The sequence below is a fragment of the Phytoactinopolyspora halotolerans genome (assembly GCF_010550675.1).
Classification (GTDB): Bacteria; Actinomycetota; Actinomycetes; order Jiangellales; family Jiangellaceae; genus Phytoactinopolyspora; species Phytoactinopolyspora halotolerans.
Genome location: NZ_JAAGOA010000010.1, coordinates 218,500 through 231,586, shown reverse-complemented (window position 1 = coordinate 231,586; position 13,087 = coordinate 218,500). Strand labels below are relative to the sequence as shown.

The 13,087-nt window shown below is 68.8% G+C and carries 13 protein-coding genes; 8 read left to right on the top strand and 5 right to left on the bottom strand.

The window, feature by feature from the left end; genetic code table 11:
* Positions 1 to 69: 69 nt before the first annotated feature.
* A complete protein-coding gene (locus tag G1H10_RS16070) occupies positions 70 to 321 on the bottom strand; it encodes a helix-turn-helix domain-containing protein (RefSeq protein ID WP_163739537.1) in 252 nt (83 codons plus the stop codon).
* A gap of 127 nt (positions 322 to 448) precedes the next feature.
* Between G1H10_RS16070 and G1H10_RS16065 the strand changes: the two genes are divergently transcribed.
* Positions 449 to 964 (top strand): GNAT family N-acetyltransferase, encoded by a 516-nt coding sequence (locus G1H10_RS16065; RefSeq protein ID WP_163739597.1) that lies wholly within the window; start codon positions 449 to 451, stop codon positions 962 to 964.
* Between the two features lie 57 nt (positions 965 to 1,021).
* Here G1H10_RS16065 and G1H10_RS34565 read toward each other — a convergent pair whose 3' ends face one another.
* Positions 1,022 to 1,228, bottom strand: a complete 207-nt coding sequence (locus G1H10_RS34565; RefSeq protein ID WP_163739535.1) for a DUF2795 domain-containing protein — start codon at positions 1,226 to 1,228, stop codon at positions 1,022 to 1,024.
* Positions 1,229 to 1,364: 136 nt separating this feature from the next.
* On the opposite strand from G1H10_RS34565, the gene G1H10_RS16055 reads away from it, so the two are divergent.
* From G1H10_RS16055 to G1H10_RS16035, 5 genes are all read left to right on the top strand, one after another.
* Entirely contained in the window at positions 1,365 to 1,802 is a 438-nt protein-coding gene (locus tag G1H10_RS16055; RefSeq protein WP_216853322.1) for a MerR family transcriptional regulator, read from the top strand.
* Positions 1,799 to 3,397, top strand: a complete 1,599-nt coding sequence (locus G1H10_RS16050; RefSeq protein WP_163739533.1) for a peptide chain release factor 3 — start codon at positions 1,799 to 1,801, stop codon at positions 3,395 to 3,397. Before G1H10_RS16055 ends, G1H10_RS16050 begins: the two co-directional genes overlap by 4 nt.
* A gap of 54 nt (positions 3,398 to 3,451) precedes the next feature.
* Positions 3,452 to 3,880, top strand: a complete 429-nt coding sequence (locus G1H10_RS16045) for a hypothetical protein (RefSeq protein ID WP_163739219.1) — start codon at positions 3,452 to 3,454, stop codon at positions 3,878 to 3,880.
* A 71-nt stretch (positions 3,881 to 3,951) separates the two neighbouring features.
* Positions 3,952 to 5,361 carry a sensor histidine kinase gene (locus G1H10_RS16040; RefSeq protein ID WP_216853321.1) on the top strand — a complete coding sequence of 470 codons (1,410 nt, stop codon included), beginning with the start codon at positions 3,952 to 3,954 and terminating at the stop codon, positions 5,359 to 5,361.
* Positions 5,358 to 6,020, top strand: a complete 663-nt coding sequence (locus G1H10_RS16035; protein ID WP_163739531.1) for a response regulator transcription factor — start codon at positions 5,358 to 5,360, stop codon at positions 6,018 to 6,020. The genes G1H10_RS16040 and G1H10_RS16035 overlap by 4 nt, the downstream gene beginning before the upstream one ends.
* Before the next feature lie 75 nt (positions 6,021 to 6,095).
* Here G1H10_RS16035 and G1H10_RS32410 read toward each other — a convergent pair whose 3' ends face one another.
* Positions 6,096 to 6,437: a hypothetical protein gene (locus tag G1H10_RS32410; protein ID WP_216853320.1), complete on the bottom strand. Its 342-nt coding sequence runs from the start codon at positions 6,435 to 6,437 to the stop codon at positions 6,096 to 6,098.
* 104 nt (positions 6,438 to 6,541) lie between these two features.
* Positions 6,542 to 7,780, bottom strand: coding sequence for a phosphotransferase family protein (locus G1H10_RS16025; protein ID WP_163739529.1), 1,239 nt, complete (start codon positions 7,778 to 7,780; stop codon positions 6,542 to 6,544).
* A 127-nt stretch (positions 7,781 to 7,907) separates the two neighbouring features.
* On the opposite strand from G1H10_RS16025, the gene G1H10_RS16020 reads away from it, so the two are divergent.
* Positions 7,908 to 9,614 carry a DUF885 domain-containing protein gene (locus G1H10_RS16020; protein WP_163739527.1) on the top strand — a complete coding sequence of 569 codons (1,707 nt, stop codon included), beginning with the start codon at positions 7,908 to 7,910 and terminating at the stop codon, positions 9,612 to 9,614.
* A gap of 188 nt (positions 9,615 to 9,802) precedes the next feature.
* On the opposite strand, the gene G1H10_RS16015 is transcribed toward G1H10_RS16020, so the two are convergent.
* Positions 9,803 to 10,177, bottom strand: a complete 375-nt coding sequence (locus G1H10_RS16015; RefSeq protein ID WP_163739525.1) for a VOC family protein — start codon at positions 10,175 to 10,177, stop codon at positions 9,803 to 9,805.
* Positions 10,178 to 10,393: 216 nt separating this feature from the next.
* Between G1H10_RS16015 and valS the strand changes: the two genes are divergently transcribed.
* Positions 10,394 to 12,982 carry a valine--tRNA ligase gene (gene valS / locus G1H10_RS16010; RefSeq protein WP_163739523.1) on the top strand — a complete coding sequence of 863 codons (2,589 nt, stop codon included), beginning with the start codon at positions 10,394 to 10,396 and terminating at the stop codon, positions 12,980 to 12,982.
* The last annotated feature ends 105 nt before the right edge of the window (positions 12,983 to 13,087 follow it).

Below are 13,087 nucleotides of genomic sequence, written 5' to 3'. Positions count from 1 at the left end.
CGGCAACCATCGAAATCAACGGCAACATCCAGACCTTCCCGCCCGCACTCAACAACGACCACAAGGCCCTCATCGACGCCATCCACACCCCAAGCCCAAGGCACTAAGGCGTATGACCCAACTCAGGAGATCGCCGGCCTCGGTGGGGCGGATGCCGCGGGCGCTGCGCTCGAGCAGGCTGGCGCCCAGCCGTCGCTCCAGCTCGGCGACCTTGCGGCTCACCGCCGACGGGGCCATGCCCAGCTGACGGGCCGCAGCCCGGATGGAACCGGTCGCATACACGGTGCGGAAGTAGTGCAGCGTCCGATCGTCAGGCGTCATGGGCGCAGGATAGAGCCCCCATGATCATCGAGGATCGGTGGTGCCATCACCCCTGACATCCTCGATGATCATTCAGGCGTCCGGGAAATCGGGTGCGGTCGCCACCATGACCTGGCATGCTGCTGGCGTGCTGATCCGCCGTGAGACCGCTGCCGATATCGATGCCATCCGAGCCGTGCATGAGGTGGCGTTCGCGCCGGCGACGGAGTCCGGCCGCCCGGTGGAGGCCGGGCTGGTCGATGCGCTCCGCGCCGACGACGGCTGGATCCCCGCACTGTCGCTGGTCGCAGTCGACGGCACCGACGTGGTGGGGCACGTCGTCTGCACCCGCGCACGTGTCGAGGAGCATCCCGCATTGGGTCTGGGGCCGCTGGGTGTGCTGCCCGCCTACCAAGGTCAGGGCGTCGGGGGTGCGCTCATGCACGCGGTGCTGGGCGCCGCCGATGCACTCGACGAGCCGATCGTGGTGCTGCTCGGGCACACGGATTACTACCCCCGGTTCGGGTTCCGCCCGGCGAGCGAATTCGGCATCCTGCCACCGGATCCCAACTGGGGTGCCCACTTCCAGGTGCGATCGCTCTCGGCGTACCAACCGTCGATCCGCGGCCGCTTCGAGTACGCCAAGCCGTTCAGCGAACTGTAGCGAGCCGGTTCCGGATGCCGGCTCGTGCAGCCTCGGGCGGCCGGGACCCTCGATGGTTCAGTCGCCCACCGGTACCCCCGCCAGATGTGGCCAGAGGTCACGGAGATTGCGGTAATCGCGTTCGGGCAGCCGGTTCAGGGTGTCGAGCAGTTCCACGCGTGCGCGTTTGGCCGTGGCCTGCGCGAGCAGGTCAGCCTTGCTGGCAGGGGGCGCGTTGAACGCGTCTTCGATTGCGTCGGCGATTTCGAGCCTGGTGACGTCCACGTCCTCGCACTCTACCGTAACGTGAGGGCAGAGTCGCCGTGGACATGGCGTGGCGTGTGCGGCAGCTCGATTTCGACTGGATCTCTGACGTGAGGGTAGAATCGACCTTTTGCCGAGAGTCGATGAGAGGTAGTTCGTGTCCCTGCGGCACATGCAGATCGGTGAGGTCGCCGAACGGGTGGGGCTGTCGTTGCGCACCATCCGCTACTACGAGGAGGTCGGGCTGGTCCGGCCGTCGGCGCGTACGCCGGGTGGGTTCCGGCTCTACGCCGAGCCCGACGTCGCGCGACTCAACCTGGTGAAACGGATGAAGACGCTCGAGTTCTCCTTGGAGGAGATGGGGGATCTGCTGTCCTTGCTCGATCGGCTCTCCGACGACGAGCGGGACGACGAGCAGGACGACGAGCAGCCGGGCGCGCGCGGCGAGATCATCGATCGGCTGAGCATGTACCGCTCAGCGGCGGAACAGCGCTGCAGCGCGCTGCGTGCGCAGCTGGAGACCGCCGAGGCCCTTGCGGCCGATCTGCGCACCGAACTCTCCCGTCAGCGCCGGCATGCCAGGATGTCCCGATGACGGCGGGCGGCACAGTGGCGAACTCGGTAGCAGGCGAGGCCGGGCGGCGCCGGACGTTCGCGGTCATCAGCCATCCCGACGCCGGCAAGTCGACCCTCACCGAAGCCCTGGCGCTGCACGCACGCGTGATCGGTGAGGCCGGTGCCGTGCACGGCAAGGCGGGCCGGAAGAGCGTCGTCTCCGACTGGATGGAGATGGAGCAGGCACGTGGCATCTCTATCACCTCGGCGGCGCTGCAGTTCGAATACGGCGACCACGTGATCAACCTGCTCGACACCCCGGGCCACGCGGACTTCTCCGAGGACACCTACCGGGTACTGGCGGCAGTGGACTGTGCGGTGATGCTGCTCGACGCCGCCAAGGGCCTGGAGCCGCAGACGCTGAAGCTGTTCGACGTCTGCCGGCACCGGGGGATACCCGTGATCACCTTCATCAACAAGTGGGACCGGCCCGGCCTGCATGCCCTGGATCTGTGCGACCAGCTGGAGGAGCGGATCGGGCTGCGCGCCACACCGCTGAACTGGCCGGTGGGCGAGGCGGGTCACTTCACCGGTCTGCTCGACCGTCGCAGCGGTGACATGATGACGTTCGAGCGGGCGCCCGGTGGTGCCCGCATCTCCGCCGAGCACCGGCTCACTCCGGACGAGGCGGCAGCGGCACACGGCGACGAGTGGCAGGCCGCCGTAGAGGAGGCCGAGCTGCTGGACGAGTACGACGAGGCGTCGTTCCTCGCCGGCAAGACGACCCCGATGCTGTTCGGCGCCGCGGTGTCCAACATCGGCGTGGCGCGCCTGCTGGATGTGCTGGTCCAGCTGGCCCCGCCGCCGGCGGCACGACCCGATGTCGATGGGACGCCGCACGATCTGGACCAGCCGTTCTCCGGGCTGGTGTTCAAGGTGCAGGCCGGCATGGACAAGGCGCACCGGGACCGGGTGGCGTTCGTCCGGGTGTGCTCGGGGCGGTTCGAGCGCGGGTCGGTGGTCACCCACGCGGCCACCGGCCGCCCGTTCGCGACGAAGTACGCACAGGCGATCTTCGGACGGGACCGGGATACCGTCGACGTCGCCTACCCGGGTGACATTGTCGGGCTGGTGAACGCGTCGGCGCTTCGGCCCGGGGACACGCTGCACGCCAAGGAAGCCTCCGTCGAGTTCCCGCCGATGCCGTCGTTCGCGCCGGAGAACTTCTCCGTCTGCCGGGCCCGGGACACCAGCAAGTCCAAGCAGTTCCGCAAGGGGATCGAGCAGCTGGCGCACGAAGGTGTGGTGCAGGTGCTCCGGTCCGACCTGCGTGGGGACGCGGCGCCCATTCTGGCCGCGGTCGGGCCGCTGCAGTTCGAGGTCGCCGCGCACCGGCTGGAGCACGAGTTCGGCGCGGCGGTCACGTTGGAGCGGCTGCCGTACACGCTGGCGCGACGGACGCGGGCGGACGACCGGGCAACGCTCGACGCCGAGCATGACGTCGAGGTCGCCAATCGTGGCGACGGTGCCGTGCTCGCGCTGTTCAGCGACAAGTGGCGGCTCAACTCGGTGCAGCGTCGGCACCCGGATCTGTTGCTGGAACCGCTGGTGGCCGGGGCCGACGCGGAGAGATGATGAGAACCGTCTCATCGAGCTCTCATCTCTGCTTCGCCTAGAAGGTCCACTGTCGTGTCCGTGAAGTCGATCGCCACCCTTGCCGCGGCCGTCGCGGCGCTGCTGGCCGCCGCCGTCGTCGGTGTGGCGGCGGTGCTGGCGGGCCCAGACGACGGGCCGGACCTCGGCGATCCGGTGAGCGTCACCCCGACCGCCGACGCGACGCCGGACCAGTCTGGAGCACCCACGTCGCCACCATCGCGGTCCCCATCGGCGGAGTCGTCCACGACCGGCACGCCGAGCTCACCGCCGTCGGCCGGCGAAGGGCCGACCACCGTCACACCGCGACCGCCGTGTACTCCCGACGGTGATGACGACGATGACGATGACTGCGACGATGATGACGACGACGAGGATGACGACGATGACGATGACGACGATGACGATGACGATGACGACCGCGATGACGATGACAACCGCGACGACGATCGGGACGACACCTGAGCGCCGAGGCTGACGCCGCACCCGCGCGCATCCGCCGCGGGCTCACGGTCCGGGCACGTGTGCTGGCGGCGGTGCTGGGAGCCGCCGCGATCGGGCTCGTGGTGGCCGGCGGACTCTCCTACCTGGTTCAACGGGAACGGGTGGACAACCGCATCGATGAGAACCTGGCGCAGGAGGTGGAGGAGTTTCGCGGGCTGGCGGAGTCCGGAGTCGACCCGCAGACCGCAGCGCCGTTCACCTCGGTCGATCGGCTGCTTTTCGTCGCTCTGCAGCGCAACGTGCCCGGTGCGAACGAGGGCATGCTCGGCCTGGTCGACGGGGAGGTGGCCTGGGTCCCGTCCAGTGCAGATCTGCGGCTACAGGACGACGCGCCGCTGTTGGGCGCCGTCGCGGAGCAGGGCCCGGAGGCGGGCATCCGGGCCCGTACCGTGGACGGGGCGTCCGGCTCGCTGCGGTACGTGGCGGTTCCGGTGACCGTCAGCGGTGATCCGGCCACCGGGATGTATGTGGTGGCGTACTCCCGGGACCGTGAGCATGCGGACCTGGTTGACTCCTATCGGACGTACGTGCTGGCAGCGGGCGCGTCACTGCTGCTGATCGGTGGCGTCGCGTGGGCTGTGGTGGGCAGGTTGCTGGCCCCGCTGCGGCTGTTGCGGGAGACCGCGCAGCGGATCAGTGACACCGATCTCTCCGGACGCATCCCGGTGGACGGCGGTGATGACGTGTCCCGTCTCGGTCACACGGTGAACGAGATGCTCGACCGGTTAGAGGCCGGGTTCAACGCCCAGCGCGAGGCGCTCGATGATGCCGGGCACGAGCTGCGGACGCCGATCACCATCATCCGTGGCCATCTGGAGTTGATGGATGCCGCTGACCCGGACGACGTCGCCGAGACCCGGGACCTTGCCCTGGACGAACTCGATCGGATGCATCGCCTGGTCGAAGACCTCATCCTGCTGGCGAAGTCGCAGCGGCCGGATTTCGTGCGGCCGCAACCGGTCGAGCTGGGCCGGCTGGTGGACGATGTACTGGACAAGGCGCAGGGCATGGGCGAGCGGCGGTGGGCTGTGGACACCCGGGCTGAGGCTCTGGTGGAGCTCGACGAGCAGCGGATCACTCAGGCGCTGCTTCAACTCGTCTCGAACGCGCTGGCCGTCACGGATACGGACGACACGGTGGCCATCGGCAGCGAGATCGACCCGGGACGCGCGGTGCGGCTGTGGATCCGGGACTCCGGCCCAGGCATCGATCCGGCTCAGGCGGAGTCCATCTTCGAACGGTTCGCGCACGGGAACTCGCGGCGGCACGACGGATCCGGCCTGGGGCTGGCCATTGTCCGCGCGATCGCGGAAGCGCATCACGGCAGCGCCACGGTGCGCAGCACGCCCGGATACGGCAGCGTCTTCACCATCGAGCTTCCCGCTGTCCGCATCGTCTCGGCCGGCCGGGACGACGACATCACCACGGAGAACACGCCATGAGCACCATCCTGATCGCCGAGGACGAGGCGCGCATCGCCTCCTTCATCGAGAAGGGTCTGCGGTCGGCCGGGATGACACCGACCGTCGTGGCCGACGGGCGGGCGGCGTTCGACTATGCCATGACCGGAGGCTTCGATCTCTTGGTGCTGGACATCGGGCTGCCGGCGATGGACGGCTTCGCGGTACTGCGGCAACTGCGGGAGGCGCGCAACCACATCCCGGTGATCATCCTCACCGCGCGTGACTCGATCACCGACACCGTGGCAGGACTCTCCGGCGGCGCGGACGACTACATGGCCAAGCCGTTCCGGTTCGAGGAACTGCTCGCTCGTATCCGGCTCCGGCTCCGGGACACCGATCGGGCGCCGGAGGCGACCGTGCTGCGTCATGGCGGGCTCTCTCTCGATCTGCGGTCACGGCGGGCCGACGTGGACGGAAAAACGGTGGAGCTGTCCGCGCGCGAGTTCGCGCTTGCGGAGACGTTCCTGCGTAACCCCGGTCAGGTGCTCAGCCGGGAGCAGCTGCTCAGCCGAGTATGGGGTTACGACTTCGACCCCGGCTCCAACGTGGTCGATGTGTATGTGCGCTATCTACGGCGCAAGCTGGGGAACGAGCGGTTCGTGACCGTCCGGGGCGTCGGCTACCGCCTCGCCGAGTGAACCCCGTTGATCATGAACACTTGCCGTACATATAGCACGGCAAGTGTTCATGATCATTGGGACTTGGAGGGCGACTCAGTCGGCCGAGTCCGCCGAGTCCGGCGACGCGGGGGACGCCGGGGTGTTCGGGCTGTCCGGTGTGTTGGGTGTGTTCGGAGTGTTGGGGGTGTTCGGTGTGTTGGGCGTGTTCGGTGTGTTGGGGGTGTTCGGTGTGTTGGGCGTGTTCGGGCTGTCGTCGGCGTTGGATGCGCCGGCGTCCGCGCCCTGATCGTCGGCGTCGTCTCCGACGGAGCTGGTGGCGCTCAGCCGGGGCGCGGCGTCGTCGGCGGCCATCGCCGGGATGGCCACGGCAGATCCGGTGCCCAGCCCCAAGGCGGCGAGCGTACCGACGGCGATCCACTTCTTCTTGGCCTGCATACTTCTCTCTTCCTTCTCGGCGGGCGAGTGCTCGCCCTGTGCACTGACTCTTCGATCCTCGCCGTCGGGCATGAGTTGACCAGGAGAAGCAGATGAGAGGATTCTCAGACAGGGATCCGGAGCCCGCCGGCGGCGTCGAGCCATAGCCGAGCCAGGGTGAGCCGGTCAGAGGTCGAGCGTTCCCACCCGGCCTCCTGAGAGCGGAACGCGCCGGTCGCTAGCGAGACGATCACACCTGCGGTGCGCACCCGCAGCTCGCGCGGGTCCACTCGGCGATCGAATACCGGTGTCCACCATTCCAGCGCTTCCCGCGCTCCTCGTGCCGCCCCCGTCTCGAGGATGGTGAGCAGCGAGAGGTGCGCCAACATGCAGGCGAGGTCGTCCACCCGACGCCCCGGGCCCGCGGTGTCCACGTCGAGCAACCCGGTGATCCGGCCATCGTCCACCATCAACTGGGCCTCGTAGAAGTCGCCGTGCGTCGGCTCGACGGTGCCGCCGGCGTATGCGCTCAGCGCCACGTCGATCTCGGCGGCGACGTCGTGCACTCGCGCCGCTTCGCTCGGCAGTGTAGAAGCGATCACACCGGCGTAATGCTGTGCATACTCGGCCCACGGCCGTCGCCGCGGCAAGGCGAGCAGCTCGGCGGGTAGCCGGTCGAGCATGGAGATCAGGTCCATCGGATCGCAGGCGGCGGCTCCCGTCACGGTCAGCGCCGAGCCGAGCGGCGTACCTGGCACCTCGGACAGGACCAGCAGGCCATCGTCGCGCGCGGCAAGGCAGACCGGTACCGGGAGACCGGCGTCGGTCAACAGCTCGTGCCGGCGGCGCATCTCCGCCCCGACAGCCGGCCGGAGCACCTTGACGTACCAGGTAGCGCCGGGCCTGCTGACCCGGATCACCGCCCGTTTGCGCGGCCGGTAGGACAGCACGTCCACGTGCGCACCCGCTGCGTCGATCCCGAGACTGCGCAAGGTCTGAATCGCCGAGTCTTCGAAACACATGGCCGCCAGCGCCGGCAGCTCCGCGTCGAAGGGGAACCGCCATACCTCGATTTCGTGGTCGCCGTCGGTCACCACCAGCCGGTCCGTGCTGGCCTCCTGGGCAGGCGTGCCACCTGGAGTGACGGTCGCCGCGAACGTCTCCGCGCGTACACCGCCGGGCCAGGCGACGTGTACCGCGTAGGAGACGGTGGTGCGCCGGCCGGGACGGTGGTCGACGTCGCGGACGGTCCATTGCTCGAGCCGTGCACCGGCCGGTGCCAGTGCGGCCGCCAGCAGCTCGTCGACGTCCGGCCCGGTCAGCAGGGCCAGCATGGCGTCGGGCAGGGCGCTCTGATCGGCCATGGACACCATCTTCGCGTGCTTGGATGAGAGGCGCCCGCCCTTTGGATGAGGAGCCTCTCATCGAACGGAAAGCCGACATGCGGGGCACCGGTGAACAGCTGTCAGCCGCGGCAGGCAGGATAGGCGTATGACTGCCGACCATACCGCCGACGCCCCGGGTACCGTCCGCGCGACAGCGGAGGCCTACTGGCGGGCTTTTCTGGAATCCCAGCCGCTCTACGCCTCGCTTCTCGGTGACCATCGCTTCGACGACCGGGCCGATGACCTCTCGATCGAGGCCGAGCAAGAGCGACGGCGGCACTGGGTCGAGTTGCGAGACCGCGCTCGCGCGGTCCCCGAAGACGGGCTCGCCGAGGTCGACGCCATCACCCGTGATCTGCTGATCGGCGAGTTGACCGATAACATCCGCGCTGTCGACGCTCGGCTGGTGGAGCTCACCTCGGATCAGATGCAGGGTGCGCATGCGACCCTCCTGGTCGGAGCGGGCCAGTTGCAGGCGCCGGAACCCGAACACGCGAGGATGGCCGTGGCCAGGGTCGACGCCATGGCGCGCATGCTGGACCAGGCGGCGCAACGCTACCGGGACGGAGTCGCAGCCGGCCGTACACCGGCCCGGATCAATGTCACCCGGTCGCGGAACCAGGTGGAGGGTTACCTCGCCTCTCCGCTGGAGCAGGACCCATTCGTCAACCTCGCCGGACCGGCGGACTGGGCCGGGGAGCGGGAATGGCGCTCCCAGCTGTCCGATGCCGTCCGGGAGACCCTGCGGCCCGCGTTCGCGCGGTACCGCGACGTGTTCGCCACCGAACTGGAGCCGGTGGCCCGGCCGGACGAGCGGGCCGGGCTGGCCCACATCGCCGACGGCGACGAGATCTATCAGGCACTGATCGAACTGCACACCGGGTTGCCGCTGACCGCCGACGAGCTGCACGAGATCGGCCTCGAACAGGCGACGCGGTCGATCCGGGCCGAGTTCGCCGACGTCGGTGAGCGAGTGTTCGGGACGTCGAACGTGGCGGAGATCTTCGAGCGGATGCTGGGCGACGCGGATCTGCGCTACCGGCACGCCGACGAGTTGCTCGCGCACGCCCGCTCCTGCCTGGAGAAGGCAACGGGCGTCATGGACGACTGGTTCGGCATCCTGCCGCAGGCACCGTGCGAGCTGATCCCGGTGCCGGACTACCTCGCCGCGGATGTGCCGCCGGCGTACTACCTGCCGCCGGCCGCCGACGGGAGCCGGCCGGGCACGTACAACGTCAACTTGCACAACCCGACCGAGCAGCGCCGCTACCAGACCGCGGCGATCGCGTACCACGAGGCGATCCCCGGCCACCACCTGCAGCTGGCCATCGCCACCGAACGCACCGATCTGCCGCAGTTCCGCCGGATGGGCGTCGGCCACACCGCGTACATCGAGGGCTGGGGGTTGTACACCGAACGGCTGGCGGACGAGATGGGGCTCTACGCCGACGACCTCGACCGGCTGGGGATGCTGGCGTCCGACGCGTGGCGGGCCTGCCGGCTGGTCGTGGACACCGGACTGCACGCGCGCGGCTGGAGCCGCCAGCAGGCGATCGACTTCATGACCGAGTACGCGCCGATAGATCCGGTGACGATCGCGGTGGAGGTCGACCGATATATCGGGATGCCTGGTCAGGCACTGGCGTACAAGGTGGGTCAGCGGGAGATCCTGGAGCAGCGCGCCGAGGCGGAGGCCAAACTGGGTGCCCGGTTCGACCTCAAGGGTTTCCACGACGCCGTCCTCGGTGCCGCCACGATCAGTCTGCCGGTGCTCCGTCGACGGGTTGCCTCGTGGATCGCTGAACGCTCTTGAGGTTGCGTCCGATCGCGTCTCTGGCCGCCCGAAGGACCTCGCCGCGGCCGAGCGGGCGACCGCCCGGGTATCCGTCGGTGGATGAGCCCGCCATCCGGCAGATCGCCGCCGACGCGGGGTTCACCCGCATCCGGCGCGCCGCGCAGAGCGCCGTGAACATCGCTTACGAGATTCGGCCCTGAACCGCGTCAGAGCTGGCCGGCCTGCGGCGGCTCCCAGTAGACCTCGACCCGGTGACCATCCGGGTCGAGCACCTTGAAGCCGACGTAGGCCGGCTCGTCCCATCGGTCGATGATGGTCGAGCCGTCCGCCTCGAGCCGTTCCCGTACACCCCGGACTTCCTCCGCCGAGGCCAGCCGGAAACCGAAATGCAGAAACTCCGGTTGAGGGTCCACCCGCGCGACGGGGTGGAAAGCGAGATCGAACCCGTCTGCGTTGCGGATGATGACCGTGTCGTCCTCGAAACGGGTCGCGGTATCCGGGTCGAAGCCGAAGTAGGACGCGTAGAACCCCTGGCTACGCAGCACATCGCTGACCGGCAGGCCGAGGTGGCTCAGTCGCATGGATCGAGGTTACCCGTGCCGGCCGGTCGCCGGGTACAGTTGTCGGCATGTTCGACCGGATCATGATCTGCGCCCGCACCGGCTCCGTCCGGGCGCGAGTATCCGTGCGCCGCTGAGCGCCGCCTCCATCCGTTCGATTCTTCATACACCTTCCCCTTCACCTCGCCGGCCGTGCGTGACCCGCGCGTCGGCGGGCCGATCAGTACGGAGCCATCCATGCCCGACCACACACCGGACAAGCCCACCCTTGACGGCCTCGAGGAGACCTGGTCCGAGCGCTGGGAACAGTGTGGAACCTACCGGTTCGACCACGCCGCCGGCCGGGATGAGGTCTACTCGATCGACACCCCACCGCCCACGGCGTCGGGCGAGTTGCATGTGGGCCATGTCTTCTCCTACACGCACACCGACATCGTCGCCCGTTATCAGCGGATGCGCGGGCGAGCCGTCTTCTATCCAATGGGCTGGGACGACAACGGCCTGCCCACCGAGCGGCGGGTCGAGAATTACTACGGCGTGCGGTGCGACCCATCGCTGCCATATGACCCGGAGTTCGTCGTGGACGATCAGGCCGCACCGCCGGACGCCGGAAGGCGAGGATCGACGTCGACGCCCAAGCGGCCGGTCTCCCGAAAGAACTTCATCGAGCTGTGCGAGCGGCTCACCGCGCGCGATGAGCAGACGTTCGAGGAGCTGTGGCGACGTCTCGGTCTCTCCGTCGACTGGTCGTTGACGTACACGACCATCGGTGAGACCGCGCGCACGGTCTCCCAGCGCGCGTTCCTGCGCAACCTGGCGCGGGGCGAGGCGTACCAGGCGGAGGCGCCGACGTTGTGGGACGTCACCTTTCAAACCGCGGTCGCGCAGGCGGAGCTGGAGGACCGGGAACGTCCCGGGGCGTTCCACCGGATCGCGTTCGCCGGGCCGGATGGTGAGATCCACGTCGACACGACGCGTCCGGAACTGCTGCCGGCCTGCGTCGCGCTGGTGGTCCATCCCGACGACGAGCGGTACACGGCACTGCTGGGCAGGCAGGCTCGTACGCCGCTGTTCGACGTCGCCGTGCCGATCATGGCGCACCGGCTGGCAGACCGGGACAAGGGGACCGGGATCGCCATGGTCTGCACCTTCGGCGACGTCACCGATGTGACGTGGTGGCGGGAGCTCGACCTTCCGGTGCGCGCGGTGATCGGGCGAGACGGCCGCATGCTGCCCGAAGCGCCGGACGGCGTCCCGGCCGAGGCGTACCGCGTGGTGGCCGGATCGACGGTGGCCCAGGCGCGCCGACGCGTCGTCGAGCGGCTGCGGGAGACGGGACTGCTGGTCGGCGAGCCACGCCCGATCACACACCCGGTCAAGTTCTATGAGAAGGGCGACCGGCCGCTGGAGATCGTCACCAGTCGCCAGTGGTACATCGGCAACGGCGGGCGGGACAGCGGGCTGCGCCGTCAGATGCTGGACCGGGGACGTGAGCTGGCCTGGGTGCCGGACTACATGCGCCATCGTTATGAGCATTGGGTCGGCGGGCTGACCGGTGACTGGTTGATCAGTCGGCAGCGCTATTTCGGCGTCCCGATCCCCGTCTGGTATCCGTTGGACGCCGACGGGTGTCCTCGCTACGACGAGCCGCTGTCGCCGGCGGAGGCCGACCTGCCGGTCGACCCCGCCTCGGAGGCCCCGCCCGGGTATGACGAGTCGCAGCGCGGGACACCGGGAGGGTTCGTGGCGGACCCGGACGTGATGGACACCTGGGCGACGTCGTCGCTGACGCCGCAGATCGTGTGCGGGTGGGAACGCGATCCGGACCTGTTCGCCCGGACCTTCCCGATGGATCTGCATGCTCAGGCGCACGAGATCATCCGGACCTGGCTGTTCTCGTGTGTGCTGCGGGCACATCTGGAGAACGGCTCATTGCCGTGGCGGCGGGTCGCCATCTCCGGCTTCGTGGTGGACCCGGACCGGAAGAAGATGGGCAAGTCGGTCGGGAACGCCACGACGCCGGTCGGTGTCATCGAGCGGTACGGCGCAGACGCGGTCCGCTGGCGGGCGGCGGGCGCGCGCCCGGGCCGGGACACCCCGTTCGACGAGGCGCAGATGAAGGTCGGGCGCAGGCTGGCGATGAAGGTGCTCAACGCGGGGCGGTTCATCCGTGGCCTGGCGGATCGCGGTGCTACGCCGCCCGGAACGGCCGAGATTACCGATCCACTCGATCTCAGCATGCTGGCGGCTCTGGGCGAGGCGATGCGCGTGGCGACGGAAGCGCTGGACGGCTACGACTACACCACCGCCCTGGAAGCCATCGAGCGATTCTTCTGGACCTTCTGTGACGATTACCTGGAGCTGGTCAAGGAACGGGCCTACGGAGACGAGGAGCGCGACGGATCGGGCGAGGGCGCGGCCTCGGCGCGTGCCGCGCTCGACTTGGCGCTGTCGATCCAGCTGCGGCTGCTGGCGCCGTTCATGCCGTTCGTCACCGAGGAGGTGTGGTCGTGGACGCATGACGGATCGGTGCATCGCGCCGAGTGGCCGACCCAGGACGAACTGCCCGCGGGCGGGGACCCTCAGGTCCTGTCGGCTGTCGGCGCGGCGCTGTCCGCGGTGCGTGGCTTGAAGAACGCACACCGGCTGTCGATGCGCGCTTCGCTGGGTCACGTGTCGCTTCGGCTCCCGGACGGTCATGTCGACCGGATCCGCCTCGCCCAGCGGGATCTCCGTGCTGCCGGCCGGATCGGCGAGCTGACCATGACCGTCGCCGACGACGACGGCGAGACCCGGGCTGAGCTGCACGAAGAGGTCCGCGACTAGGGTGTGTCCACCTGGTGGCTGCCTTGTCGCGCATCCGGTGTGGGTTGAGGTTACGCTAGTCTCCAGTGCTCCGAACCTGGGAGCTGATTCTGGAAGGAGTTGTGT

Excerpts from the sequence above, each read along its gene's own strand:
- G1H10_RS16070 (WP_163739537.1), bottom strand. The coding sequence starts at position 321 with ATGACGCCTGACGATCGGACGCTGCACTACTTCCGCACCGTGTATGCG.
- G1H10_RS16050 (WP_163739533.1), top strand. The coding sequence starts at position 1,799 with ATGACGGCGGGCGGCACAGTGGCGAACTCGGTAGCAGGCGAGGCCGGG.
- G1H10_RS16035 (WP_163739531.1), top strand. The coding sequence starts at position 5,358 with ATGAGCACCATCCTGATCGCCGAGGACGAGGCGCGCATCGCCTCCTTC.
- G1H10_RS32410 (WP_216853320.1), bottom strand. The coding sequence starts at position 6,437 with ATGCAGGCCAAGAAGAAGTGGATCGCCGTCGGTACGCTCGCCGCCTTG.
- G1H10_RS16025 (WP_163739529.1), bottom strand. The coding sequence starts at position 7,780 with ATGGCCGATCAGAGCGCCCTGCCCGACGCCATGCTGGCCCTGCTGACC.
- G1H10_RS16020 (WP_163739527.1), top strand. The coding sequence starts at position 7,908 with ATGACTGCCGACCATACCGCCGACGCCCCGGGTACCGTCCGCGCGACA.
- G1H10_RS16015 (WP_163739525.1), bottom strand. The coding sequence starts at position 10,177 with ATGCGACTGAGCCACCTCGGCCTGCCGGTCAGCGATGTGCTGCGTAGC.
- valS (WP_163739523.1), top strand. The coding sequence starts at position 10,394 with ATGCCCGACCACACACCGGACAAGCCCACCCTTGACGGCCTCGAGGAG.